The organism is Pseudomonas sp. SAS7 (genome assembly GCF_052112345.1).
GTDB classification, from domain to species: domain Bacteria; phylum Pseudomonadota; class Gammaproteobacteria; order Pseudomonadales; family Pseudomonadaceae; genus Aquipseudomonas; species Aquipseudomonas putida_Q.
On sequence record NZ_JBEGGO010000022.1, the window covers coordinates 72,427 to 96,575 of the forward strand.

General features: G+C 56.7%; 14 protein-coding genes, 1 other RNA gene and 1 pseudogene. 6 read left to right on the forward strand and 10 right to left on the reverse strand.

What is annotated here, in order from left to right; genetic code table 11:
• Nucleotides 1–126 precede the first annotated feature (126 nt).
• Both ABI582_RS26695 and ABI582_RS26700 read left to right on the forward strand, forming a co-directional pair.
• The gene (locus ABI582_RS26695) at nucleotides 127–1,422 is read left to right on the forward strand and encodes a tyrosine-type recombinase/integrase (RefSeq protein WP_442120764.1); all 1,296 of its coding nucleotides are present in this window, start codon (nucleotides 127–129) and stop codon (nucleotides 1,420–1,422) included.
• Nucleotides 1,423–1,899: 477 nt separating this feature from the next.
• Nucleotides 1,900–3,330: a hypothetical protein gene (locus ABI582_RS26700; protein WP_442120765.1), complete on the forward strand. Its 1,431-nt coding sequence runs from the start codon at nucleotides 1,900–1,902 to the stop codon at nucleotides 3,328–3,330.
• A 603-nt stretch (nucleotides 3,331–3,933) separates the two neighbouring features.
• Here ABI582_RS26700 and ABI582_RS26705 read toward each other — a convergent pair.
• Together ABI582_RS26705 and ABI582_RS26710 are read right to left on the reverse strand one after the other, a co-directional pair.
• Nucleotides 3,934–4,503 (reverse strand): hypothetical protein, encoded by a 570-nt coding sequence (locus ABI582_RS26705; protein WP_442120766.1) that lies wholly within the window; start codon nucleotides 4,501–4,503, stop codon nucleotides 3,934–3,936.
• Nucleotides 4,504–4,716: 213 nt separating this feature from the next.
• Nucleotides 4,717–5,085: a hypothetical protein gene (locus ABI582_RS26710; protein ID WP_442120767.1), complete on the reverse strand. Its 369-nt coding sequence runs from the start codon at nucleotides 5,083–5,085 to the stop codon at nucleotides 4,717–4,719.
• A gap of 261 nt (nucleotides 5,086–5,346) precedes the next feature.
• On the opposite strand from ABI582_RS26710, the gene ABI582_RS26715 reads away from it, so the two are divergent.
• Nucleotides 5,347–5,577 carry a helix-turn-helix domain-containing protein gene (locus ABI582_RS26715; protein ID WP_442120768.1) on the forward strand — a complete coding sequence of 77 codons (231 nt, stop codon included), beginning with the start codon at nucleotides 5,347–5,349 and terminating at the stop codon, nucleotides 5,575–5,577.
• Between the two features lie 203 nt (nucleotides 5,578–5,780).
• On the opposite strand, the gene ABI582_RS26720 is transcribed toward ABI582_RS26715, so the two are convergent.
• Entirely contained in the window at nucleotides 5,781–6,164 is a 384-nt protein-coding gene (locus ABI582_RS26720; protein ID WP_442120769.1) for a hypothetical protein, read from the reverse strand.
• A 215-nt stretch (nucleotides 6,165–6,379) separates the two neighbouring features.
• Here ABI582_RS26720 and ABI582_RS26725 point away from each other — a divergent pair.
• Nucleotides 6,380–6,982, forward strand: a pseudogene (locus ABI582_RS26725) (recombinase family protein); the annotation flags it as partial.
• An 867-nt stretch (nucleotides 6,983–7,849) separates the two neighbouring features.
• On the opposite strand, the gene ABI582_RS26730 reads toward ABI582_RS26725, so the two are convergent.
• The 7 genes from ABI582_RS26730 to ABI582_RS26760 form a co-directional block, all read right to left on the reverse strand.
• Nucleotides 7,850–9,589 (reverse strand): DUF262 domain-containing protein, encoded by a 1,740-nt coding sequence (locus ABI582_RS26730; RefSeq protein WP_442120770.1) that lies wholly within the window; start codon nucleotides 9,587–9,589, stop codon nucleotides 7,850–7,852.
• 657 nt (nucleotides 9,590–10,246) lie between these two features.
• Nucleotides 10,247–11,677: a hypothetical protein gene (locus tag ABI582_RS26735; RefSeq protein WP_442120771.1), complete on the reverse strand. Its 1,431-nt coding sequence runs from the start codon at nucleotides 11,675–11,677 to the stop codon at nucleotides 10,247–10,249.
• Nucleotides 11,678–11,935: 258 nt separating this feature from the next.
• Nucleotides 11,936–12,032: signal recognition particle sRNA small type (ffs, locus tag ABI582_RS26740), an RNA gene on the reverse strand.
• A 292-nt stretch (nucleotides 12,033–12,324) separates the two neighbouring features.
• Entirely contained in the window at nucleotides 12,325–14,655 is a 2,331-nt protein-coding gene (gene ligA / locus ABI582_RS26745; RefSeq protein WP_442120772.1) for an NAD-dependent DNA ligase LigA, read from the reverse strand.
• A gap of 99 nt (nucleotides 14,656–14,754) precedes the next feature.
• A complete protein-coding gene (gene zipA, locus ABI582_RS26750; RefSeq protein WP_442120773.1) occupies nucleotides 14,755–15,645 on the reverse strand; it encodes a cell division protein ZipA in 891 nt (296 codons plus the stop codon).
• Between the two features lie 205 nt (nucleotides 15,646–15,850).
• Nucleotides 15,851–19,339, reverse strand: a complete 3,489-nt coding sequence (gene smc / locus ABI582_RS26755) for a chromosome segregation protein SMC (protein WP_442120774.1) — start codon at nucleotides 19,337–19,339, stop codon at nucleotides 15,851–15,853.
• Between the two features lie 3 nt (nucleotides 19,340–19,342).
• On the reverse strand, nucleotides 19,343–20,002 hold the full coding sequence (locus ABI582_RS26760) for a GntR family transcriptional regulator (protein WP_016498621.1): 660 nt from the start codon (nucleotides 20,000–20,002) through the stop codon (nucleotides 19,343–19,345).
• A 268-nt stretch (nucleotides 20,003–20,270) separates the two neighbouring features.
• Between ABI582_RS26760 and xdhA the strand changes: the two genes are divergently transcribed.
• Entirely contained in the window at nucleotides 20,271–21,725 is a 1,455-nt protein-coding gene (gene xdhA, locus ABI582_RS26765) for a xanthine dehydrogenase small subunit (protein ID WP_442120775.1), read from the forward strand.
• Entirely contained in the window at nucleotides 21,718–24,117 is a 2,400-nt protein-coding gene (xdhB, locus tag ABI582_RS26770) for a xanthine dehydrogenase molybdopterin binding subunit (protein ID WP_442120776.1), read from the forward strand. The genes xdhA and xdhB overlap by 8 nt, the downstream gene beginning before the upstream one ends.
• Nucleotides 24,118–24,149: the final 32 nt, after the last annotated feature.

Consider the following 24,149-nt stretch of genomic DNA (forward strand, 5'->3'; position numbering starts at 1 on the left):
CAGGCTGATGAGGTAGCTAGCCATCTACCCGTGCAGACACTCAGCACGGTCTCTCAGAGCTTGGGGTGTGACCAGAATTGTTCCACTCAATTGGTCCACTTTACTGGTCCACTCTGGTGTTCCCTCATGGCCTACATCGTCCGCCGCCAGTCCGTTTACTACCTCAACCTTCGACTGCCAAAGCACCTATTCCCCAACCGGCACACCCTGCGTATTTCCCTGCGAGTGCGAGAGCGGCAGGCAGCCTTGTACCTTGCAACCTCACTGGCTCAGCGAGTGAGCAGCCACTTGAACGAGCACCCCCTAACGCCTCCTGAAACGCTGCGTGTGCTTTGCGTGCAATGGCGCGACTCATCCCCCAGGCCATTACCCTGCACTGCATCAAAGCAAGCTGTGGCGCCCACAGCGAAGCCAGCAAGTAGCGGTCCTACCCTGGCAACCCTTTCCAAGCTTTATATAGAGGAAGGCAAACGCGGTGGTACATGGCGGCAAGGCAGTATCGACGATGTGGAACGTGCACTAGCCGACCTGTTCGAGCTGATGGGTGACATGCCTGCGGCAGCCTTCGATCCACAACAAGCTCGCATACTAAAAGAGCGGCTGAGCCAGTGCCCCCAATACTTCGGGCTACGCCCCGAGTTCAAGGGGAAGACTCTGCGAGAAGTGGTCGAATCGGGTAGCAGTTACAAGACCATCACCGCCGTCACGGTGAACAACCGACTACGCAAGCTCACCGCCTTTGTGAACTGGTGCAAAGCGAACGGGTACGTTACTGACAACCCTCTGGCTGGCATGAAGGTCATGACGGGATCGGCAAAGGAAGCACGCCTGTCATTTGACCGCCACGACCTGGTAGCCCTACTGGATCATGAGGCATTGCGAAAAGAAGCCCGCAAGAATCCTTGGCGCTACTGGCTTCCGTTGCTGGGGAGAGCCACGGGGGCGCGATTGGAAGAACTCTGCCAATTGCGTGTCGATGACTTTATCGAACAACAGGGAATCCAGTGCATCCGCATTGATGACAACGGTGCGGGCCAAAACCTCAAAAACGCCAGCAGTCGTCGCGTGATTCCTTTACACCCTAGCCTGCTAGATATGGGCCTGCTCCAGCACATTGAATCGGTCAAGGCTACCGGTGCTGATCGGGTGTTTCCTGAACTGGAAGCCGTTCGAGGCAAGCTGGGCCATGCCCCATCAAAATGGTTTGGTCGTTACAAGACCAAACAGGGCGTCACCGATGGTCGCAAGACGTTCCACAGCTTCCGCCATACCCTTATCGATGACCTACGGGATGCCGGGGTGCAGGATTCTCTAATCAAACGTATCGCTGGACACGAAGATGCAGCGGTGACGTTCAGCGTCTATGGGAGCCGTAACCCCATCAGGGCGATGCTGGAAGCGTTGTCGCATATCAGCTTGTAACGCTCACTGGCGTATGACATAGCGGTGGCGGCTTCCTAGCTGCGAATCCCGCTAGCTAAATGATGGGAAACCGCTGGCGCCGATACCAAGAACGTCGGCTTTTCTGGCTGCCCACAGCGGCGCTGCCGGTCCCAACCAGACAGAGATAAACCACCCCATGACAACACCAGAAATCTAATCACATGACACAACCAACGCAGCTAATCAGCCGTCAGAAAACCAATATAAACATTAAAGCCAGACCAAAGTAATAACTTTACATGTTCACATTCAGGCCGCAACTACACCATTAGATTCTTGTTGACGCCCAAAACCAAACCCGTATCATCAGCGCCAACAGGACTACCGCACTTAAGTCCCGCCCCACACTTAGATTCATTATTCACCCCATGCCCACCAGGCATTGTGGAAAGACTCCACCTAAAGAACACGTAAAACATATTACAGAACCACACGAAATCAGACGCCCCATACAATATGCAAGTAAAAAAAATCATTTACACCGCTATCGCAGCACCAGGCTCAGGCAAAACGCAAAAACTTCTCGACAACATCCCCAAACTAACCCTAGACGGAAAGCTGCTAGTCCTCGCACTACCTACCATCGCTTTAATCAAGGAAGTAGCATTTCGAGCATCTGACGCCGGGCTGTCATACCAAGCCATTTACCATGGTTGCGATACTCGCGTAGTTGATTGCCTAGAGCAGGCACTATGGGAAAAGAACGATTACCTTATCATATGCACACAAGAATCATTAAAAAAGGCGAACCCAAAGTTACTAGCTTGCTGGACGGTTATCGTTGACGAACTTCCAAAGGTCGTCGAGTACCACGACTACCCCTTGGACCCTTTAGAGCTTAAACGCCTATTTGATTACCTTTACGAAAAAGGCGGACAATTATTTATCAAAGAGGGCGAGAAGGAGAAGGTGGAAAAGCAATTAGCAACAAACAGGTCAGACGCTAATGGCACAGACTGCTCGACACTTGGAAACTCAGGAGCACAAGTATTCCGCCTGTTACTAATGGGTGTTGAAGTTTTCATTGATGAGATGCAGCACAATAAAAAGCGACATGTACGGGCAGTGGAGGAAATTAAGTCCTGGTGGAGGATTTTCACATCAGCTAGAGAGAGTCACATTCTTGCCGCCAATGTATTGAAGACTGAGTTCCATGTGCTTGCCAAGGCCAATAACTTTGAATTTGCAGATTCACCCCTCACACCCGACCATTTGCCCTACAAATGCAGGATTAAAATCTACCCCATTATGCGTAAGGGAGAAATTTTCAGCAAAGCCAAAATGCTTTACCCCCACAATGATGAGACGAAAATAAACATTGCACTCAAACTAATCATGAAACACGTCAAGTCCACCCCGTTACTCTTAGCAAATAAATGGGCCAAACTAGAACACACACCCGATGTCTGCTACCTGCCCAAAGATTGCAGAGGCCTGAACCAGTATACACATGCCACAGAAGCAATCATCATGTTCGGAGGCAATCCAAGCCCATCGGACAGCAAAGGAATAGCATACCTGGAAACCAAATACGGAATTGAGTTCGAAAGTGCATTTATCACTACCAGACTGCTGGAGCCAGCTTTACAAGCAGCGGCTCGCTCAGCTGTACGCATTCCGAGCAACACCGATGAGATCACCTTTTACGTCCCTGATTACCGAGTTGCAGAATACTTTAAGTCCACTTACTTTCCAGGAGCCACTGTTGAATGGTCCCTAGCAGACTCGATACCCATGCAAAGTGACGGGAGAACACTCTGCAAGAAAAAAGAAGCAGAGGTTCAGAGGCGTCTGGAACTAAATGAAAGCGCCGTAGCAATCAACAAAGCAACTGGTGTTTCCAGGGCAAAAATTGCTCTAATAAAAACCGCCCTTAAAGCAGCGTGACCTGTAACATATCCTAAAAGACTTCTTAGGAAAGGTTACACCCCAAGCACGATCCAATTTTTATAGCCCCCATCTCAGTACATGGTCATACAGAGCATGAAGGGTGCCCCTTCACCCTTGAAACTTACGAGCTTTATTTAACTATATGTAACACGCATGCCAAAATAAAACAAACCCGTGCCGAAGGCACGTTGAACAACTTTATATCTAGCAGGAGACGGAGGGCAGCACCCCTCCCTCACCTTAAAATAAAATCAATTTAACGTATTAACCGTGACGCACGTCACGACGAAGTTAACCTGTGCCGCAGGCACATCGCGTAACGTTACATTAAGCAGGGGAAGGAGGGTGATACCCCTCCTCCACCTCAAGATTAATCCACTTAAACAAATTGATCCGTGACGCACTGCGTCACAATTAACATACTCAGATTTGCAACCCAGAAAGATGGTGGGGCTTTGGCTCCTGCCCCACACCCTCCAACACAAAGTTAATTTAATACTTAATGTGTACCCGCAACGGTACGTTGCAATTCAATCAGGGTGGGCGGACGTGCCCCAACCACCCCTACCATTCAACTTAGACTTTCCACTGCATCCTCTACTAGAACATCCACTGGGAGGAAAACCAACTTATACCAGCCACCACTGCCATTGAGTAACCTACAACTTGAGTAGACTTCTTATCCTTGAACGGGCCTAGGTATCCCTTACCTGCCTTCGAAACTATGACCTTGTAGCCTAGCTTATTCAGCTTAGTTACATCCTCGAGGTTCAGGACGCCATGGTCATCTGGTGATGGCAGCAGCATGACATACCACCCCTTCACCGACTCTGGCAAGACTTCTGCCCTGTACAACTCAATCGGTGACTTTGCACATAGGGGACTAACGTAATCAAAATTCTTATCATCCATAACCACCGCCTCCCAATCATCCCCATCCATTGGAAACGCAATATACGGAGTAAATCCAATGTAACCACCAGCGTAGTTTTTTACGTTTGCCTCACCGCATACAACACCCCATGGCTTCACCTGCTCGTTCCGGTATTGAGCGGACTGGGGGTCAGTCATCTGCGCCTCCAACGCAATACGTGCTTTGGAAGTTGAGTCATCACAACCTGACAGCAGCAGTGCACCAACCACAAACACACCTTGAAACATCAATTTCATCGTCTACTTCCTGTACATGGTCGAACCCGGCTACACCAACGCTTCTACCTGCCACACACTGAGGCATGGGAGAAAAGGTATCGTCGGGTTAGGGTATTGAATTCAAACCCCGCAGGGGCTGCGGCAGTGCTGCATTACGAACACTCCACAACCACTGCTGGATGCTGCTTACCTGGCTACCCGATCTTGTCGAGGTAAGTCAGGGTGCACCTCTCAAACCCCAAACGAAAACCGGTTGTTAGCGAGCACTTGTTTCAAAGTCTGGAAATCCGAGTTAGTGAATGCCGAATGGACTACGCATTTGAGAAATCCAAGCCGCAGTGCTTTTTCATCAACCGACTCCACCCAGCCGTACTCGATGAGGCTTGAGATTGCCCGGTGCACCCGCTCCTCACTGACCGTAAGAAAATCAGGTAGCAGCGTGGTGTCGACACTCACCGCACGGTTACTGTCCATACGCATCAGGAGAAGGAGCATCACTGCCACCTTATCCTCGTTCAGGGCGGTATACGCCGCCAACGCCTCAAAGGCATACCGTGGAACACAAACCGTTTGGTCATTGGCTACATTTTGATCAGTCATGAGTCGTCCTCTGCTAAGCAGCTTGTTGAGTAAGCATGGTTTTGGGTCTTGCGGGACTTGCGGGACTTGCTCAACTCGCTGGACTTGCCGACTAACTGGACTCGCTGACTTACCCGACGACTGCCTTTGACTGGGCATCGACGCCGTACACCGTGGACTGACTTAGAGGGTCCGTGTGGGGCACCGCTTTGGATGCCTAACTGACCTGCATGTCACGATTAGTGTGTTCACGATTAAAGCACACTCGCTGACCATTGGGGAATGCCTGCACCTCCCCCTTCACCAGCGCTCCAGAAGCAATTCGGCACCCGAGTCAGGGTGCTCCGCATGGCTATGGGCATGAGCCAGGAAGCGTTCGCAGATCGGTGCGGCTTCGCCCGAACCTACATGTCTCGCATCGAAACGGGTGGTGCCAACCCATCCATCAATGCCATCAAGGTGTTAGCTGACGCCCTGGGCGTGAGTATTTCAGCCCTGTTTGAAGGCCTGTGATTCGGTCAAAAACTAATTCGGTAACTACCAGTTAACTACCGTCGGTACTGGCAGCATGCGCCCCTACGACCAGCAATTTTCATCGCACGCCCTGAATTCATTGGCATTGCGGAGGATTGGGTTTAGCCATACGCCCCCGCTAGCCTTTAACCACAGAAAAAACATGGTTATGCGGTACTTACTTGCTACTCTGCCCGCTGCTTTCAGAAGTCAGTCTTGGTAAAGGTTTGAGTAAGGCCTGTTTCAGACGAAGTTACATAGAGGGTTTCACCCGCCACCTGAAACGTTAGCGCAGCATCCCACTCACCTTCACGCCAACGCCCCCAACTGGCAGTGTCAGTAAAGAAGGCTGACCAGATGATCCGATCCCCAACTACCTTGCATCTGTAACGAAAACGATCACCATCAGGGCGCCTATAACTTATTTCGGGCATATCACCCCGTCGCATAGTTTTCATGGTGTCTGCTGGTCGGCCCATCTCCATCGCTATCGCTGCCTTGCAGAGTTGATCAGAGCTAAATCCACCCGCGTAGACATAGCCTGGTAGAGCGATGGCAACAGCTAGAAGTGCTTTATGCATATTCATGAGAATGCTTCCTTTCCTTTTGCCAGGTTGATGCGTTCTAGCACATCCACGACCTACTGTTCACTGTGTGGTTTAGGGTGTACTTGAGGTGCTACAGGTGCAACGGTATGAAAGGTGCGGATAGTGCCCTCGAAACCGTGTCATTAAATACCTTTACCAACCTTATATGACACAGTAATATGTGATACACCCAAACTGTCACAGAGCAACCTACTATGTTCATCCGTGCTTATCTTCGGGCATCCACCTCCGAACAGGACGCGACACGGGCCAAGCAATCGTTGATCGACTTCGCTGCTGAGCAAGGTCATAAGATCGCAGCGTTCTACATCGAGAACGCCAGCGGCGCCAAACTTGAACGCCCCCAGTTGTTCCGCCTTCTGGACGACAGCCACGAAGGTGACGTGCTGTTGATCGAAGGGGTAGATCGGTTATCCAGGCTAAGTCAGGACGATTGGGCATTGCTGAAGGCTAGGATCGCGGCCAAGAAGGTGACTGTAGTGTCCGTTGACCTAAGCACCAGTCACGCGGCCTTGAAGCCAGCCGAGGGAATGGATGACTTCACCAAGGGGATGATTGCAGCTGTGAACGGCATGTTGCTGGACATACTCGCAGTGGTAGCACGCAAAGATTACGAAGACCGCCGCCGACGTCAGGCCCAGGGCATCGCTACAGCCAAAGCAGATGGTGCATACAAAGGCCGTCCAGCTAACCTTGACCTGCACAAGCGAGTTAGTGAACTACTGGCAGACGGAAAGAGCATCCGGAAGGTGGCCGAGCTGTTGAAGTGCAGTACCACGACGGTACAGAAGGTTCGCCAGTTGAACGCCCTGGAGGCAGCACACGAAGCGTTCAGGAAAGAATACGCAATCCTCGATGAGAAGATTGAGCAATCCCACATGCCCAACGGCCCTGATCTCACTGAGGCGGATTACCAACCCTGGATGGACAAGAAAGAGGCGCTGGAGAAGGCCGGCCAAGTACCCCAGGAGTAAGGAGTGGATACATTCAAGCACCACTGGAACAGGGTGCTGTAAACCCCTACGCTGCGGTATCAGCCCCAGAATTAGCAAACCATGGAAGACCGGGACGCAGCAATAGCGAACACGTTGGAGTTGCTGCATATGAACCAGACTGCCTTGAGGGCAGCGATAGAGGAAGTCAGTACGTGGGCTAGCCAGCGAGGATCTGTGAATGTCCACGACAGCACAATGGCCTGTCTCCAGGCCCTCGACACTAACGCGGATGCCATTACGTCTGCGATAGAAAGCTTCCGCAACTAACCCCTTCAGTGGGGCATTTCATCGCCTGCGATATTTGCCGCTTCTGGCTGTCGGCATCAACTTGGCACGGTAATGGCTCTTAATCCCGATCACCTGTTATAAGGTTTTCACCGACTCGCCCGCTCCCGATCTGATAGTCCGTAATAGGCTATTCGAGTGCCACTACCGCCAAGACAAGGTGCCGGGAAAAATTTGTAAATAAACCCCTAGATTATCCGACCGGAAAAATTAGCAGCTAGACTTGGTATGGAACCAATCATGGCCATGATGGGCTGCCTGGACATTCATCAAAAGGCGATCCCCGAAAGGATCGCATGGCCATGAATAACTCGACCCCCCGTAGGCCGCAGCAAGAGTTTCGCTGAAGGGGTCAAAGCTCAAGCTCACGACCTATTTCCCAGATCAAATTGAAACTGGCCACCTAGCTATCGCCCATTCAGCTAAAACTTTAGTTCGCTGCTCAATTGACTTCGGATTCCAACCAGCCCACTTATCGGCCAATGCTCTCGGAGTAGTAAACATCGACTCTTTTTTATATCTGGCTTTTTTCACATTATACGGCGAATCTTGGAGAGAGGAATTCAATGGCGAGGATAACGGCACAACATTCGCCAAAAGATCCTTCATATGCTTATGCTGCTCCTTATTAAAAACTTTTGCCCATTCAGACCCTTCCCCTAAAGTCTGTGGGAGAATATGCTCTATAGTTGGCAACAATGGAGGGTTATCCCCCTTCAAGCTTTGATCATACTCGACCAAGATATACCCACAAACATTCGCCCTCGCCAAAGCCCTTTTCTCAATCGCACCCTTGACGTCACCATCACTAGGCCACTGAATAGTTGGCCGTGCTTTAATCTGCCGCTTAAACTCACTGACATTGTGATTTTTCATTTGCCCCCATAGCCCCTTGAATACGGCATGCAATCCTGTCGGCTCCAACCCAACGATAGCTCGCCGAATCAAAAACGATTCCAATGCGTCCAGAAGCTCAACCACAGTTTTCTCTTTGATGGAGGATCGTTCATACTCAAGAAGCATCGACATAACATATGGATATACTGAAGCTGGGCGACGTAGGCGTACCAAGCGATCTAATCGCCTGGAAATTTCCTTACTACCCGATTGATAACCTGTCTGATCAATGGCCAAAAATGGCCCTTGAAGAGGCTTCATATCGTTGATCATCTGCTCTGGCGCTAACCCCTTCCAAGAAGCCCTGAGTTGCATGAATAGCTCCGACTTCCTGGTATTGCTATCTTGAATCAGGCAATAGGGAAAGAAGAAGTGCTCCGCCCTGCCGACAAAAGCAGCTTCAAAAGGACTCCAAATGTGATCAAAAACACGCTGAGCATTAACAGGATCTTCTGCCAAACTCGCAAACACCTCATTCCTTACAAGATCAACAACACCAACCTTCACGCCTCTAAAATTCAATCTTTCAAAAATCTTTGTCGCAGCCGATGCATCAGTTAGTTTAAGGTGCACAAAGGAAAGATGCCCAGTTACAATCCCAAGCATTTCACGCAGATGCTCCAATGAATTATCAGGATCTACGCTTAACTCCGACTTAATATGCCGCAGTATGCGTTCATACTGACTTAGAAGTTCACCTTCTGCACCCCCACTTGGCGGAGGTAGAAGTAACTGGACGTCAGCCAACTTATCTTGCAAAATCGACGGGCTATTTATACGATCCCAAATAATTCTAAACTGGCTACGATCAGCGAACGCCGGAACGATTCTAGTTGTGATTTCAAGGCCACGTCGAGAGGGCAGCAGTAGATAAAGACGCACAAGCTCAAGGGCCTCGTCCTTATCAAACGAAGCAATGCATTCCACCAAAGCCATTACGAACACATACAAAGTAAGTATTCGTTGTTGCCCATCAACTATCTCCAGGGCTCGCATACGACCTACAGCATTCCCCCTAAATGGTTTTTCATAAGCAACGATAGCCCCCATGAATTGGGTTTCTTCTACTCCTGACCTTACCTGGTCTATGTCAGCCAAAAGCTCAGCTAATTGCTTATTTTTCCAAACGTAGCTCCGCTGAAAAATCGGAATGTGAATTTGATCCGCATCCCTAATAAGCCCCTCAAAATTCTGTTCATCCTGACTATCTGTTATCCAATCCGACATTGCGACTCCTGCTTGACAACAACCCATATCCATATTGTACGTTTGACATCGAAGCTCTTCTCAGCATCGAGTTCGTGCTAGCTACGCCTTATTATTGATTCGGTATCGAACCATGCGATCACAATAACTGCTGACTTAAAAAGCCTTGTAGATCGCCGCCCACTGTTTCCAAGTGCACAGAAAAATAGGCATAAACACTTATTCATGCCTCCCGGGCAATATAGCAGAATGCCACTCATGGCGGAATCGCACATTGCTCGTGAGGGATGCAGGGGAGGATCCTATGCAAGAACGAAGCGCAGCAGGGAACCATCCTCTATGCCTCACCCCCCCTCAAAATCCACGCACGTTACTATGGACATCTATGAGTCATTCTTTGAGCAGCGCTGCGATGGTTTCTTGCGGCCCCCTCCACCATACTGCTCAAAAGTAATCACAACTGATGTATGCCCTATAATGGCTTGCGCATTACTTGTCGATCACGGCGTGCTGTGCGGCGCGAAGCGTCCATCAGTGAAACCTAGGCTTTCAGGAAATGGCTTCAAGCACCGAAGGGCAGGTGGCCACTTTTCCGCTGATTCCCGCCCCTTTACACAACTCACCAACACAGGTGCTGGTCAGTAAAAATTACTTAGCCATTGCGAACATAAGTCCAGCTTAATTTATTAACAGGTCCCACTGACGTCTAAACTCCTTAAAAATCTCTGCAGGATTGGTTTCATAAACCTTTACCAGGGCTGCAATATCCTCATCATCAAGTACCATCATGTAGCCTCGCCTATCTTGAGCTGTATCCTTACAACGCTGCAACAGAAGCGCCCTATCCTGAATAGATCGACATACTAAAATACCAACTTGACCTCTACTAGGACTGAATCTAGACGACAGCTGATCAATTTCAGGGTTACCTAATTCCTTACCATAATTCTTGCACTCCACAAAAATCAGCGGCGCGCAGTAGTGCAAAGAAAGCCATGAAAAAAAGCCGGTTTTAGCTTCGTTGGTGTATGTAATATCAACCCTCTTACGCCCCGCATGCAACTGCGTCTGTTTTTTCGGATTGCATAGCGAGGGATAGAAAATAACTGAAAAAATCTTTTCAATCACCTTCTCGTACTTATCTGCGTCATCTTTGCCTGGCAGCAGCGCCCTCAACTCTGACACCAAAGAAGACAAATCAGGGAGCTCATTACCTTCGACTTCTGAAAACTGCTCCTGGGTCATCGGAGCAGAGACCTTTGTCGCTTTATATTCCCTATACTCATCGAGCACTCGAGGTCGAACCTGAGTCTCCCTTACAGCGGCCAGTTTATCCTTTCCAAACCTAGCCATTAACGCTTTCTTGGTAACTCGTTCTCGACCACTACTCAATACCTCGACTAAATCAGAGCGGGCACTGAGATGTTCTTGCTGCATTTGAGGCAAGAGAAAGTGGCGGTAGTACTCTTCAAACTTATAGCCCAGACGCTGCCTAACAAGTATTTTCGGAACCAAGATTACTTTACCGAAAGAAGTAACGGGCAGCGGAACTAACCCCGTATCCCACCGCCCTTTCTCGGCATTCCAGATAGGTCCTGAATCAACACCCGGAGTTAGGGGGATGCCGTAAAAATCGCACATATCTTGCGTATATTTGATTAGTGGACCACGAAGAATATTACAGATGGCATCCGATATCATATCTGTTCCGATACCCGGGATTAATAGCGCCGTATCCTCCAAGTCTTTCAACAATCCGGTCCTCACTGCTGCGCTTTGGCTTAGTGCTCCCCAAACACTTTTGGCAGACCCACTTCCAAATCCATGTCCGCGCGACTCATTGGCTGAATACCCCAGGTGAAATTCATTCCGCTCGTTGAGTGAGGACAATAGGTTTTGAGCCTTTTGATTGCTCCCATCCCGAATTAACGTCAGAACCTCTTCAAAGAATGTCTGCAAAAGCGATGCAAGCTCATTCCCCCATGGACTATTCAAGTCCTTTATAGCGCTTGGCTCTAAGAAAACCGGTAAGTCTGTATCCAACTTTATATCTAGAAAGTCCAAGTAAGGCTGGGTGAGGCCAAGATTGAAGTATTCTGAAAATCGCATCATTCCCTCGATGACGTAGGGGCAAAATTGAACGATAGCGAGAGTACAGGCATTTTGCTATGCCTAAAAATTTGACGTCAAGATACAGGCAGAAGGCGAGAATGCAGCCAGTATGGCAAATCAATCATTGGAGGCAGGGTGATCCGAAGCTAGAATAGGTGCATGGTGCACCACTACGATGTGCCTAAGCACTGGTCCACTTCGAGATTTCAAGCGAGGTAAGTCCTTTAAATTCAAGGACTTAAAGAATGGAGGCGGCCCCACCAGCCACACCCCGGCACTCGATGTTCCCGCTATGGCTGCTCCCTTCCGGGCCTGACCAGGTTAACGGGTAATCAATGCGGGGGGACCGACGGGGCCACCACTACATGCCTCGCTGAGCAGCGAGTGGCGCCATTGTACCGGTCTTTAGGGCAGATACAACCTCTGAGGGAGAAAAAGTCATCATTTCTCAATGACTTGTCAGGCGCATGGGCGCTGAACCGGGGCGGAACCTGTGGGAGCGGGCGTGCCCGCGAAGAAGGCACCGCGGTGGATGGCACCGGCTTTGCCGGTGATCGCCGGCAAGCCAGCTCCTACAGGGACCGTACAAGCTTCTGGTTCTTGGTATCGAGCCAGAATGTTGGGGTCCGGGATAGCGCAGGGCTTCAGATAGCAATGCCCTGTTCGGCCAGGAATGTGACAAAGGCATCTTCGTCCAGGACCTTCACGCCCAGCTCAGCTGCCTTGGCAAGCTTGGAGCCTGCCCCCGGCCCTGCCACCACGCAGTGGGTCTTGCCAGACACCGAGCCGGCCACCTTGGCCCCCAGGCTTTCCAGCTTGTCCTTGGCGATGTCGCGGCTCATGCGCTCCAGCGTACCAGTCAGCACCCAGGTCTGGCCGGCCAGCGGCAAGCCTTCGGCTACCTTCTTCTCGCTGCTCCAATGCATGCCGAACGCCAGCAACTGGGCTTCGATGTCCCGCGCCAGCTTTTGATTCGCTTCATCCTTGAAGAACTCACGCACTGCGTCAGCCTGCTTGGCCGCCAGGGCCTGGCGCAGGTCGATGCCGTCGGCGGCGATGATCTTGTCCAGGCTGTCGAGCTTGGCCACGAGCTTCTCGGCACCGGTCGGGCCGACCGAGGCGATGTCGAGCTTGGCGATCATCCCGGCCAAGGTGGTGCTGGCAGCAAACTCGGCAGCCAGTTCGCCTTCGTCCTGTAATTGCATGCCGCTGGCCAGAAGCTGCTCGATGACCTTCTGGTTGTGCTCGTCTTCGAAGAAGTTGTGAATCTCGTAGGCCACTTCCAGGCCGATGTCCGGCAGGTAGGTAAGCACCTGCGGCAGCGCCTGCTGCACGCGCGCCAGGCTACCCAGCGAACGGGCCAGTACCTTGGCGGTCTCTTCGCCTACATCCGGAATGCCCAGGGCGTAGATGAAGCGCGCCAGGCTCGGGCGCTTGCTGGCTTCGATGGCGTCCAGCAGCTTCTTGCTGGACACCTCGGCAAAGCCTTCAAGGCCGACAATCTGCTCGAACTCCAGCTTATACAGATCCGCCGGCGAGCGGATCAAGCCTTCGTCCACCAGTTGCTCGACGCTCTTCTCACCCAGGCCGTCGATGTCCATGGCACGGCGCGACACGTAGTGAATGATCGCTTGTTTGAGCTGGGCGCCACAGGCCAGGCGACCGACACAGCGGTACACCGCACCTTCGCTGGTGGTTTCCTTGCCTTTGCTGCGCTTGACCAGCTGGGTACGTTCGACCTGCGAGCCACACACCGGGCACTCGCTCGGCACTTGTACCGGGCGGGCATTTTCCGGGCGGCGCTCCAGCACGACTTGCATCACCTGCGGGATTACGTCACCGGCACGGCGGATAATCACCGTGTCACCAATGCGCAGGCCCAGGCGGGCGATTTCGTCCATGTTGTGCAAGGTGGCGTTGGACACGGTCACACCGGCAACCTTGACCGGCTTAAGGCGCGCCACAGGCGTTACGGCACCTGTGCGGCCAACCTGGAACTCGACGTCCAGCACCTCGGTAAGCTCTTCCATGGCCGGGAACTTGTGGGCAATCGCCCAGCGTGGCTCACGGGCTCGGAAACCCAGCTCGCGCTGGGCCGCCAGGCTGTTGACCTTGAACACCACGCCGTCGATTTCGTAAGGCAGGCTGTTGCGCCGCTCGCCAATGTCGCGGTAGTAGGCCAGGCATTCATCGATGCCTGCTGCGTGCTTGAGCTCGCGGCTGATCGGCAGGCCCCAGGCCTTGAGCTGCTCGAGGGTGCCGATGTGGCTGTCACCGATGCTCTCGGACACCTGGCCAACGCCATAGCAGCAGAATTCCAGCGGGCGGCTGGCGGTAATCTTCGAGTCCAGCTGACGCAGGCTGCCGGCGGCGGCGTTGCGCGGGTTGGCGAAGGTCTTGCCGCCGGCTTCGGCCTGGGCAGCATTGAGCCGGTCGAAACCGGCCTTGCTCATGTACACCTCACCGCGCACCTCCAGCACCGCCGGCCAGCCCTGGCCTTGCAGTTTGAGCGGGATGTTGCGCACGGTGCGCACGTTGGCGCTGATATCCTCGCCGGTGGTGCCGTCACCACGGGTAGCGCCCTGCACCAGCTGGCCGTCGCGGTACAGCAGGCTCACGGCCAAGCCATCGAGCTTGGGTTCGCAGCTGTAGTCAACCGCCCCGGGCTGGTCGAGGCCTTCTACCACGCGGCGGCCGAACTCACGCAGGTCGGTTTCTTCAAAGGCGTTGCCCAGGCTGAGCATGGGCACTTCGTGGCGCACTTGGCTGAAGGCGGACAACGCCTGGCCGCCGACGCGCTGGGTTGGCGAATCGGGGGTTACCAGGTGGGGGTTTTCAGCCTCAAGCGCCTTCAGTTCGTTGAACAGGCGGTCGTATTCGGCATCGGGCACGCTGGGTTCGTCGAGCACGTAGTAGCGGTAGTTGTGCTGGTCGAGTTCGGCACGCAGTTCGTGGATACGGGTTTCGGCGGTCATTTTTCAGGATCTCTTGCAAAGCAAAAGAGCAGCACTGGGCTGCTCTTGCACTTGAAACAGGGTGGACAGGACCAGGCCAGGCCTGCCCACTTGGGCACATCAGCGCTTCTGGGTCAGCGCGCGGCGCTCGAACTCGACGATGCGCTGGCGGTAGTGCTCGATGGTCTGGGCCGTCAGCACGCTGCGCTGGTCGTCCTTGAGCTCGCCGTTGAGTTCGTGGGCCAGCTTGCGCGCCGCGGCGACCATCACGTCGAAGGCCTGCTTCGGATGACGCGGGCCCGGCAGCCCAAGGAAGAAGCTCACCGCACGGGTGCTGAAGTGGTCGATGTCGTCCAGGTCGAACACGCCAGGTTTTACCGCGTTGGCCATGGAGAACAGCACTTCGCCGTGGCCGGCCATGCTCTCGTGGCGGTGGAAGATGTCCATTTCGCCGAAGCGCAGGCCGCTTTCCAGAATGTTCTGCAGCAGTGCCGGGCCTTTGAAGCCGCCTTCGTCACGGGAGATCACGCTGATCACCAGCACTTCCTCGGCCGGTGGCAGCTCCTTGAGGCTGGTGGCAGGCGCCGGGCTGCTGCTGCGGGTGTTGTCGGCGGCAAAGTCGTCATCGCTGTCGGCAAACAGGTCAGGCTCGCGCGTGTCGGCACTCAGGTTCAGGTCGCCCTGCTGCACATCCGCCGCTGCGGTGGCGCGCTTGTTGCGTTTGCTGGCCTTGGCCGGCTTGGGCTCGCGTTCGCGATCACGCGAAGAAGCGCTGAGCGACGGCAGGTCGCTTTCGTCCAGCTCAGGCTCCTTGTGGGTGTCCAGCACACGCGACGGGCCGAGCACTTCGGCACCGCCACCCTCTTCGTCCGGCAGGTTGGAATAACTGCGATCCAGACGGAATTTCAACTTGCCTTTCCCGCCGCGCATGCGGCGCCAGCCGTCGAAAAGAATCCCGGCAATGACAATGATGCCGATGACGATCAGCCACTCGCGCAGACCGATTTCCATGTAATCCCGTGCCTCTATAAAAATATGCTTGAAAACAAAGGGTTCAAAGCCCTTTAACACGTGGCGCCAACTCTATGTTCTGACAGGCGTTTTACCCACGCAAAAAACGAGTGACATTAAGCTAGCACGACCAAAGACAACTTTACACCGTCTGTCGCACATGACGGGGGCATTTCGCTACAGAATGTGCCCCCATCGTCGCACATCAAGCGTCGACCATGGCCATGGCCGCCTCCACATCAACTGCAACAAGACGTGAACAACCCGGTTCATGCATGGTCACCCCCATCAACTGGTCCGCCATTTCCATGGCAATCTTGTTATGCGTGATGTAGATGAACTGCACGCTTTCACTCATTTCCTTGACCAGCCGCGCATAGCGCCCGACGTTGGCATCGTCCAGCGGCGCATCGACCTCGTCGAGCATGCAGAACGGTGCGGGGTTCAACTTGAAGATGGCAAACACCAGCGCCAAAGCGGTCAGTGCCTTCTCGCCGCCGGACAGCAGATGGATGGTGCTGTTCTTCTTGCCCGGTGGTCGCGCCATGATCGTTACCCCTGTATCGAGTAGATCTTCGCCCGTCAGTTCCAGATAAGCGCTGCCACCACCGAAAACTTTTGGGAAAAGTGCCTGTAATCCGGCATTTATCTGATCAAAGGTATCCTTGAAGCGGTTGCGCGTTTCCTTGTCGATCTTGCGGATGACGTTTTCCAGGGTCTCCAGGGCTTCGACCAGGTCGGCGTCCTGCGCGTCCAGGTAGCGCTTGCGCTCGGACTGCTGTTCATATTCCTCGATGGCGGCCAGGTTGATCGCGCCCAGGCGCTGGATGCGTGCTTCAAGCTGCTCCAGTTCCTGTTCGGTGCCCTGCTCGCTGGCCTCGGCCTCCAGGGTGGCAAGCACGCCTTGCAGGTCGTAGCCATCGGCCAGCAACTGTTCCTGCAGGGTCTTGCGTCGCACATCCAGGCCCTGGCACTCCAGGCGCAGTGTTTCCAGCTGGCCGCGCAGCAGTTGGGCTTGCTGCTCGGCCTGAGTGCGGCGCTTTTCGGCATCACGCAGTTCGCGGTCGGCTTCGTCCATGTGCAAGCGGGCCTGGCGCATTTCCTCGTCGACGCCCATGCGCCGCTCCAGCAGTTCTTCGAGCTTCAGACGCAGTTCTTCCTGAGGGGCCTCGCCCTCCTCCAGGTTTAGGCTCAGTTGCTCCTGGCGCTCGGTCAGGCGCGCAGCCTGCTGTTCCAGGCGCTCCAGGGCCTGACGGGTGGAGTCGTGCTGGGCGCGCAGCGAGCCCAGGCGCACGGCCAGCTGGTGGGTGTGGTCCTTGTGCTGGCGGGCCTCCTGGCGCACCCGGTCGAGGCCTTCGCGCAGGGTGTCGCGGCGGGCCATCAACTGCTCACGCTGCTCGGTGTCCTGGGCCATCAGTTCCAGAGCTTCCTGCAGCAGCAAGCGCGCTTCACCTAGCTGCTCATGCTCCAGGGCGCGCTGCTCTTCCAGCTCGGCCAGTTCTTCAAGCAGGCGTCGACGGCGTAACTCGACCTGCTCGGCACGGGCACGGCTGGCCGACAGGCTGGCATTCAGTTCGCCATGCAGACGGTTTTCTTCCTGGGTGCGGCGGCGCAGCTGTTCGCGCTGCTCTTCCTGGTCCAGTTGCTGCTCGCGCAGGGCCTGCAGCTGTTGCTCCAACTGCTCCAGTGCCGCTTCCTGCTCATGTTGCTCCAGGCCCAGGCGCTCGATCTCCTGGCCGCGCGCCAGCACGCCGCCTTCGGCTTCACCCCCACGGCGCACCCGCAGGAAGTGCCGGCCTACCCAGTAGCCATCGCGGCTGACCAGGCTCTGCCCTTCGCCAAGCGACGCGCGCTGTGCCAGGGCCTGGGCCAGGTCTTCCACAGGCTTGACCTGGCCCAGCCAGGGCGCCAGGTCGATACGGCCCTCGACCTTTTCCAGCAGGCTGCCGGGCAACGATGCCCCCTTGCTGCTGGCCTGCAGCAAGCGCAGCTCACCTTGCTCAAGGCCTGTAAAATCGAGCGTATCGAAATCATCCACCAGCACGGCCTGCAGATCGGCGCCAAGCACCGTTTCTACTGCCAACTCCCAACCCGGCTCTACCCGCAAGCCTTCAGCCAGGCGTGGCTGTTGTTCTAGCCCTTGGCCTTGCAGCCAGTCAGCAGCACCTGCGCCCGGTTCCAGGGCGGCCTGCTGCAAGGCTTCGAGCGAGGCCAGACGACCCCCCAGGCGTTGCAGGTCGCCCTGGGCCTGCTGCTGCGCCTGGGTGGCCTGTTGCAGTTGCTCGCGCACACTCTCCAGGCGCTCGACCACCTGTTCTTCGGACAGCTGCAGTTCTTCCAGCAGCATTTCACTGCTGGCCAGTTGCTCGGCCAATTCGAGCATGGCCGCGTCCTGCGGGTCGCTACCCAGTTGCTCGCGCTCCTCGCCTAGCTTGCGCTGACGCTCGGCCAAACGTTCCAGGCTGGCTTCCAGCTGTTGCAGGCGCGCCTGCTGTACTTCGGCCTGGCGGCGTGGCTCGGCGGAGCGGCTGTTGAAGCTGTCCCACTGCTCCTGCCAGCCGTGCATGCCCGACTCGGCTTCTTCAAGGGCCGCAGCGGCCTCTTCAGCGGCAGCCAGGGTCATTTCCTGCTCGGGTTCGAGCATGGCCAGCTCTTCGCCCAGAGTGGCCAGCAAGGTGCGGTCGTGGCCCAGGTGCGACTCGGTCTCCAGGCGCGTGCGCTCGGCTTCCTTGAAGTCGTCCTGCAACTGGCGCAGGCGCTGCTGGCCGTGCTGGATACTCTGCTCGACCCGGGCGATGTCACCGGCTACCGAGTAGAAGCGGCCCTGCACCTGGTTGAAGCGTTCGGACAATTCATGGTGGCCATCGCGCAGGCGCTCGATGCTGGCATCGGCGTTGCGCTGCTCGGCCACCAATGCCTCATGGGACACATCCTGGTCGCCAATCACCGACTCGCGCTGGCGCACCTGCTCGTCCAGGCCGCGCCAGCGCAAGGCCGACAGGCGTGCCTTCGACTGGCGCTCCTGGGCTTTGTACTCGCGGTACTTCTCGGCCGCCTGGGCCTGGCGGTGCAGGCGCTCAAGCTGGCGCTCCAGCTCTTCGCGCAGGTCGGTCAGGCGCGCCAGGTTTTCCTGGGTGCGGCGGATGCGGTTCTCGGTTTCGCGACGGCGCTCCTTGTACTTGGAGATGCCAGCGGCTTCCTCGATAAAGTTGCGCAGCTCCTCGGGCTTGGCCTCGATCAGCTTGGAGATCATCCCCTGCTCGATGATCGAATAGCTGCGCGGCCCCAGGCCGGTACCGAGGAAAATATCGGTAATGTCGCGCCGGCGGCACTTGGTGCCGTTGAGGTAATAGCTGTTCTGCCCGTCGCGGGTGACCTTGCGGCGGATCGAAATTTCGGCGTAGGCGGCGTACTCGCCGACCAGGGTGGTTTCGCTGTTGTCGAACACCAGCTCGATGCTGGCCTGGCTGACCGGCTTGCGGCCGCTGGAGCCGTTGAAGATGACGTCGGTCATCGACTCGCCGCGCAGGTTTTTTGCCGAGCTCTCGCCCATCACCCAGCGCACCGCGTCGATGATGTTGGACTTGCCGCAGCCATTGGGGCCGACCACGGCCGCCATGTTGCTGGGAAAATTGACCGTGGTCGGGTCGACGAACGACTTGAAGCCGGCCAGGCGAATGCACTTCAGGCGCATCGGTCAGCCTCGGGCCAGCGCCGCCAGCACCAGTTCGCAGCTGCGCTGGCCGTAGGCGGTAAGCACCTCGCGAATGCGCGGCAGGTCGCGGGCGACCACGGCGTCGAGCAGGCGGGCGAACAGGTCGAGGTAGTCGATCATGTTGGCCTGGCGCTGGTCCAGCGACAGGTAGTAGGCACGGCTCATGGCCGGCTGCAGGTTTTCCACGGTTTCCTGCAGGAACGGGTTGTCGGCGAACGGATAGGCCGCGCGCATTACCGCGAAGCTGTCGGCGACAAACGTCTTGATGTCGAGCTGGTCATGGGCACGCTGCAGGCGCTGCTGAATATCCAGAAACGGGCGCAGGTCGGCATCGGTGCGCCATTTTTGCGCAACCGCATTGCCCAGCAGGATGTAGAACTCGCCCATCAAGGAACACAAGCTGCGCACGCTGCGCTCGTCAAGCACGGTCACGTGAGCGCCCCGGCGCGGCAAGATCGCCACCAGGTGCCGACGCTCGAGGATCAACAACGCTTCGCGCACCGAGCCACGGCTGACGTTGAGGGCCAGGGTCACCTTCTGCTCCTGGATACGCTCGCCTGGCGCCAGCTCGCCGCGGATGATGCGTTCGGCCAGGTAATCGGCAATCTGCTCGGAGAGGCTGTCCGGGGCCTTGAACGTCATGGTTTTCCTTCAAAATCATTGAACTGGGCACAAGGGGCGGATTGTAGCGTATTTGGGCGGTAATCGCGCAGAGGGCCCAGGGGGTTTATTTGACCTGCCAGACAGCCGCGCGCCCGGCGCGATCTATGCTTGTTGTATGGGCAATGTGAGCGGCCGGGCGGCGGCATGAGCAATTTCTTGACCTTTGAGTCAGAAAAATATTGACCTGCTGGACAGCTGTTGCTTAGAGTCCGCCCAACAACAATAAAACCATTGCGAGGCTATCCCCGTGATCCAGTTTCTCGTCAACCAGGAGCTGCGTAGTGAGCACGCCCTGGATCCGAACATGACGGTGCTGCAGTACCTGCGCGAGCACCTGGGCAAACCCGGCACCAAGGAGGGCTGCGCCAGTGGTGACTGCGGCGCCTGCACCGTGGTCGTCGGCGAATTGACCCAGGACGAACAAGGCAACGACAGCCTGCGCTACCGCAGCCTCAACTCCTGCCTCACCTTTGTCTCGTCGCTGCATGGCAAGCAACTGATCAGCGTTGAAGGCCTCAAGCACCAGGGCCAACTGCACAGCGTGCAACAGGCCATGGCCGATTGCCATGGCTCGCAATGCGGCTTCTGCACACCTGGCTTTGTCATGTCGCTGTTCGCCTTGCAAAAGAACAGCAGCGGCCCCGACCTGCACCAGGCCCAGGAAGCCTTGGCCGGCAACCTGTGCCGTTGCACCGGCTACCGCCCCATCCTCGACGCCGCCGAGCAGAGCTGCCGCCAGCCCTGCCGCGACCAGTTCGATGCCCAGCAGGCGCAAACCATCAGCCGCCTCAAGGCCATTACGCCGACCCAGACGGGCGAGCTGAACAGCGGCGACAAGCGTTGCCTGGTGCCGCTGACCGTAGCCGACCTGGCCGACCTGTACAGCTCGCACCCCGAAGCCCGCCTGCTGGCCGGCGGTACCGACCTGGCCCTGGAAGTGACCCAGTTCCACAAGACCTTGCCGGTGATGATTTATGTCGGCCACGTGGAGGAGCTCAAGCGCATCGAAAAAACCGCCAGCCACCTGGAAATCGGCGCGGCCACCCCGCTTACCGACTGCTACGGCGCACTCCACGAGGAGTACCCGGACTTCGGCGACCTGCTGCACCGCTTCGCCTCGCTGCAGATTCGCAACCAGGGCACCCTGGGCGGCAATATCGGCAACGCCTCGCCCATCGGCGACTCCCCTCCTCTGCTGATTGCCCTGGACGCGCAGATCGTCCTGCGCCAAGGCGAGCGCCAGCGCACCATGGCACTGGAAGACTACTTCATCGACTACCGCATCACTGCCCGCCAGGACAGCGAGTTCATCGAGAAGATCATCGTGCCTCGCGCCACCAGTGACTGGGCGTTCCGCGCCTACAAAGTGTCCAAGCGCCTGGACGACGACATTTCTGCCGTGTGCGCGGCCTTCAACCTGAGCATCGAAGACGGCATGGTCAGTGGCGTGCGCATCGCCTTCGGCGGCATGGCGGCCATCCCTAAGCGGGCCCGCGCCTGCGAAGCGGCACTGCGCGGCAAGCCGTGGAACCAGGCCGCCATCGAGCGTGCCTGCCAGGCCCTGGCCGAAGACTTCACCCCGCTCAGCGACTTCCGCGCCAGCAAGGAATACCGCCTGCTGACCGCGCAGAACCTGCTGCGCAAGTACTTCATCGAACAGCAAACGCCGCACATCGAAACCCGGGTGACCGCTTATGTCTAACCATCACGTAGCCAAGAGCCAGGCCGAGATGGCCGAGCTGTTCAGCCAGGACCTCACCACCGGGGTGGGCCGCAGCGTCAAGCACGACAGCGCCGACAAGCATGTATCCGGCGAGGCGCTGTACATTGACGACCGCCTGGAATTCCCCAACCAATTGCACGTGTATGCGCGCACCGCCGACCGCGCCCATGCGCGCATCCTGCGCATCGACACCACGCCGTGCTATGCCTTCGAGGGTGTACGCATCGCCATCACCCACGAAGATATCCCAGGCCTGAAAGACATCGGCCCGGTGGTGGCCGGCGACCCGCTGCTGGCCATCGACAAGGTCGAGTTCTTCGGCCAGCCGGTGCTTGCAGTGGCCGCCCGTGACCTTGAAACCGCACGCCGCGCGGCCATGGCCGCCATCGTCGAATACGAAGACCTTGAACCGGTGCTGGATGTGGTCGAGGCGCTGCGCAAGAAGCACTTCGTGCTCGACAGCCACACCCACCAGCGCGGCGATTCCGCTGCCGCCCTGGCCAGCGCCCCGTACCGCATTCAGGGCACGCTGCACATTGGCGGCCAGGAACACTTCTACCTGGAAACGCAGATTTCCTCGGTGATGCCTACCGAAGACGGCGGCATGATCGTCTATTGCTCCACGCAGAACCCCACCGAAGTACAGAAGCTGGTCGCCGAAGTGCTCGACGTGCCGATGAACAAGGTGGTGCTGGACATGCGCCGCATGGGTGGCGGCTTTGGTGGCAAGGAAACCCAGGCCGCCAGCCCGGCCTGCCTGTGTGCGGTGGTGGCGCGCCTGACCGGCCAGCCCACCAAGATGCGCCTGCCGCGGGTCGAAGACATGACCATGACCGGCAAGCGCCACCCGTTCTATGTCGAGTACGACGTGGGCTTTGACGACACTGGCCGGCTGCACGGTATCAACTTCGACCTGGCCGGCAACTGCGGTTACTCGCCCGACCTGTCCGGCTCGATCGTCGACCGCGCCATGTTCCACTCCGACAACGCCTACTACCTGGGCGATGCCACCGTGCATGGCCACCGCTGCAAGACCAACACCGCCTCCAACACCGCCTACCGCGGCTTTGGCGGCCCGCAGGGCATGGTCGCCATCGAGCAGGTGATGGACCATATCGCCCGCCACCTGGGCCGTGACCCGCTGGCCGTGCGCAAGGCCAACTACTACGGCAAGACCGAGCGTAACGTCACCCACTACTACCAGACCGTCGAGCACAACATGCTCGAAGAGATGACCGCCGACCTGGAAGCCAGCAGCGACTACGCCGAGCGCCGTGAGTCGATCCGCCGCTTCAACGCCAACAGCCCGGTGCTGAAGAAGGGCCTGGCGCTGACGCCGGTCAAGTTCGGCATTTCGTTCACCGCCACCTTCCTCAACCAGGCCGGTGCGCTGATCCACATCTACACCGATGGCAGCATTCACCTGAACCACGGCGGCACCGAGATGGGCCAGGGGCTGAATACCAAGGTGGCACAGGTGGTGGCGCAGATCTTCCAAGTGGATTTCAGCCGTATCCAGATCACCGCCACCAATACCGACAAGGTGCCCAACACCTCGCCGACCGCTGCCTCCAGTGGCGCCGACCTGAACGGCAAGGCGGCGCAGAACGCGGCCGAAATCCTCAAGCGGCGCCTGACCGAGTTTGCCGCACGGCACTATCAGGTGACCGAGGAAGACGTCGAGTTCCGCAACGGCCATGTGCGCATGCGCGACCAGATCGTCAGCTTCGAGCAACTGGTGCAGCAGGCCTACTTCGCCCAGGTGTCGCTGTCCAGCACCGGGTTCTATCGCACGCCGAAAATCTTCTACGATCGCAGCCAGGCACGCGGCCGGCCGTTCTACTACTACGCCTTCGGCGCTGCCTGCGTGGAAGTGATCGTGGATACCCTGACCGGCGAGTACAAGATGCTGCGTGCCGACATCCTGCACGACGTGGGCGACTCGCTTAACCCGGCCATCGACATTGGCCAGGTGGAAGGCGGCTTCATCCAGGGCATGGGCTGGCTGACCACCGAAGAACTGGTGTGGAACGCCAAAGGCAAACTGATGACCAACGGCCCGGCCAGCTACAAGATCCCGGCCGTCGCCGACATGCCGCTGGACCTGCGGGTGAAGCTGGTGGAAAACCGCAAGAACCCGGAAGACACCGTGTTCCATTCCAAGGCCGTGGGCGAGCCGCCGTTCATGCTCGGCATTGCCGCCTGGTGTGCGATCAAGGATGCCGTGGCTAGCCTTGCCGACTACCGCGTGCAGCCGAACATCGACGCGCCGGCGACACCGGAACGGGTGCTGTGGGGTTGTGAGCAGATGCGCAAGGTGGTGGCTGCAGCGCAACCTGAAGCCCCAGAGTTCGAAACTGTGACTCAGTAACACCGCGGTCCATGTAGGAGCGGCCTTGTGCC

Coding starts and splice junctions, on each gene's coding strand:
- ABI582_RS26695 (WP_442120764.1), top strand. CDS start 127: ATGGCCTACATCGTCCGCCGCCAGTCCGTTTACTACCTCAACCTTCGA.
- ABI582_RS26700 (WP_442120765.1), top strand. CDS start 1,900: ATGCAAGTAAAAAAAATCATTTACACCGCTATCGCAGCACCAGGCTCA.
- ABI582_RS26705 (WP_442120766.1), bottom strand. CDS start 4,503: ATGAAATTGATGTTTCAAGGTGTGTTTGTGGTTGGTGCACTGCTGCTG.
- ABI582_RS26710 (WP_442120767.1), bottom strand. CDS start 5,085: ATGACTGATCAAAATGTAGCCAATGACCAAACGGTTTGTGTTCCACGG.
- ABI582_RS26715 (WP_442120768.1), top strand. CDS start 5,347: ATGCCTGCACCTCCCCCTTCACCAGCGCTCCAGAAGCAATTCGGCACC.
- ABI582_RS26720 (WP_442120769.1), bottom strand. CDS start 6,164: ATGAATATGCATAAAGCACTTCTAGCTGTTGCCATCGCTCTACCAGGC.
- ABI582_RS26730 (WP_442120770.1), bottom strand. CDS start 9,589: ATGTCGGATTGGATAACAGATAGTCAGGATGAACAGAATTTTGAGGGG.
- ABI582_RS26735 (WP_442120771.1), bottom strand. CDS start 11,677: ATGCGATTTTCAGAATACTTCAATCTTGGCCTCACCCAGCCTTACTTG.
- ligA (WP_442120772.1), bottom strand. CDS start 14,655: ATGACCGCCGAAACCCGTATCCACGAACTGCGTGCCGAACTCGACCAG.
- zipA (WP_442120773.1), bottom strand. CDS start 15,645: ATGGAAATCGGTCTGCGCGAGTGGCTGATCGTCATCGGCATCATTGTC.
- smc (WP_442120774.1), bottom strand. CDS start 19,339: ATGCGCCTGAAGTGCATTCGCCTGGCCGGCTTCAAGTCGTTCGTCGAC.
- ABI582_RS26760 (WP_016498621.1), bottom strand. CDS start 20,002: ATGACGTTCAAGGCCCCGGACAGCCTCTCCGAGCAGATTGCCGATTAC.
- xdhB (WP_442120776.1), top strand. CDS start 21,718: ATGTCTAACCATCACGTAGCCAAGAGCCAGGCCGAGATGGCCGAGCTG.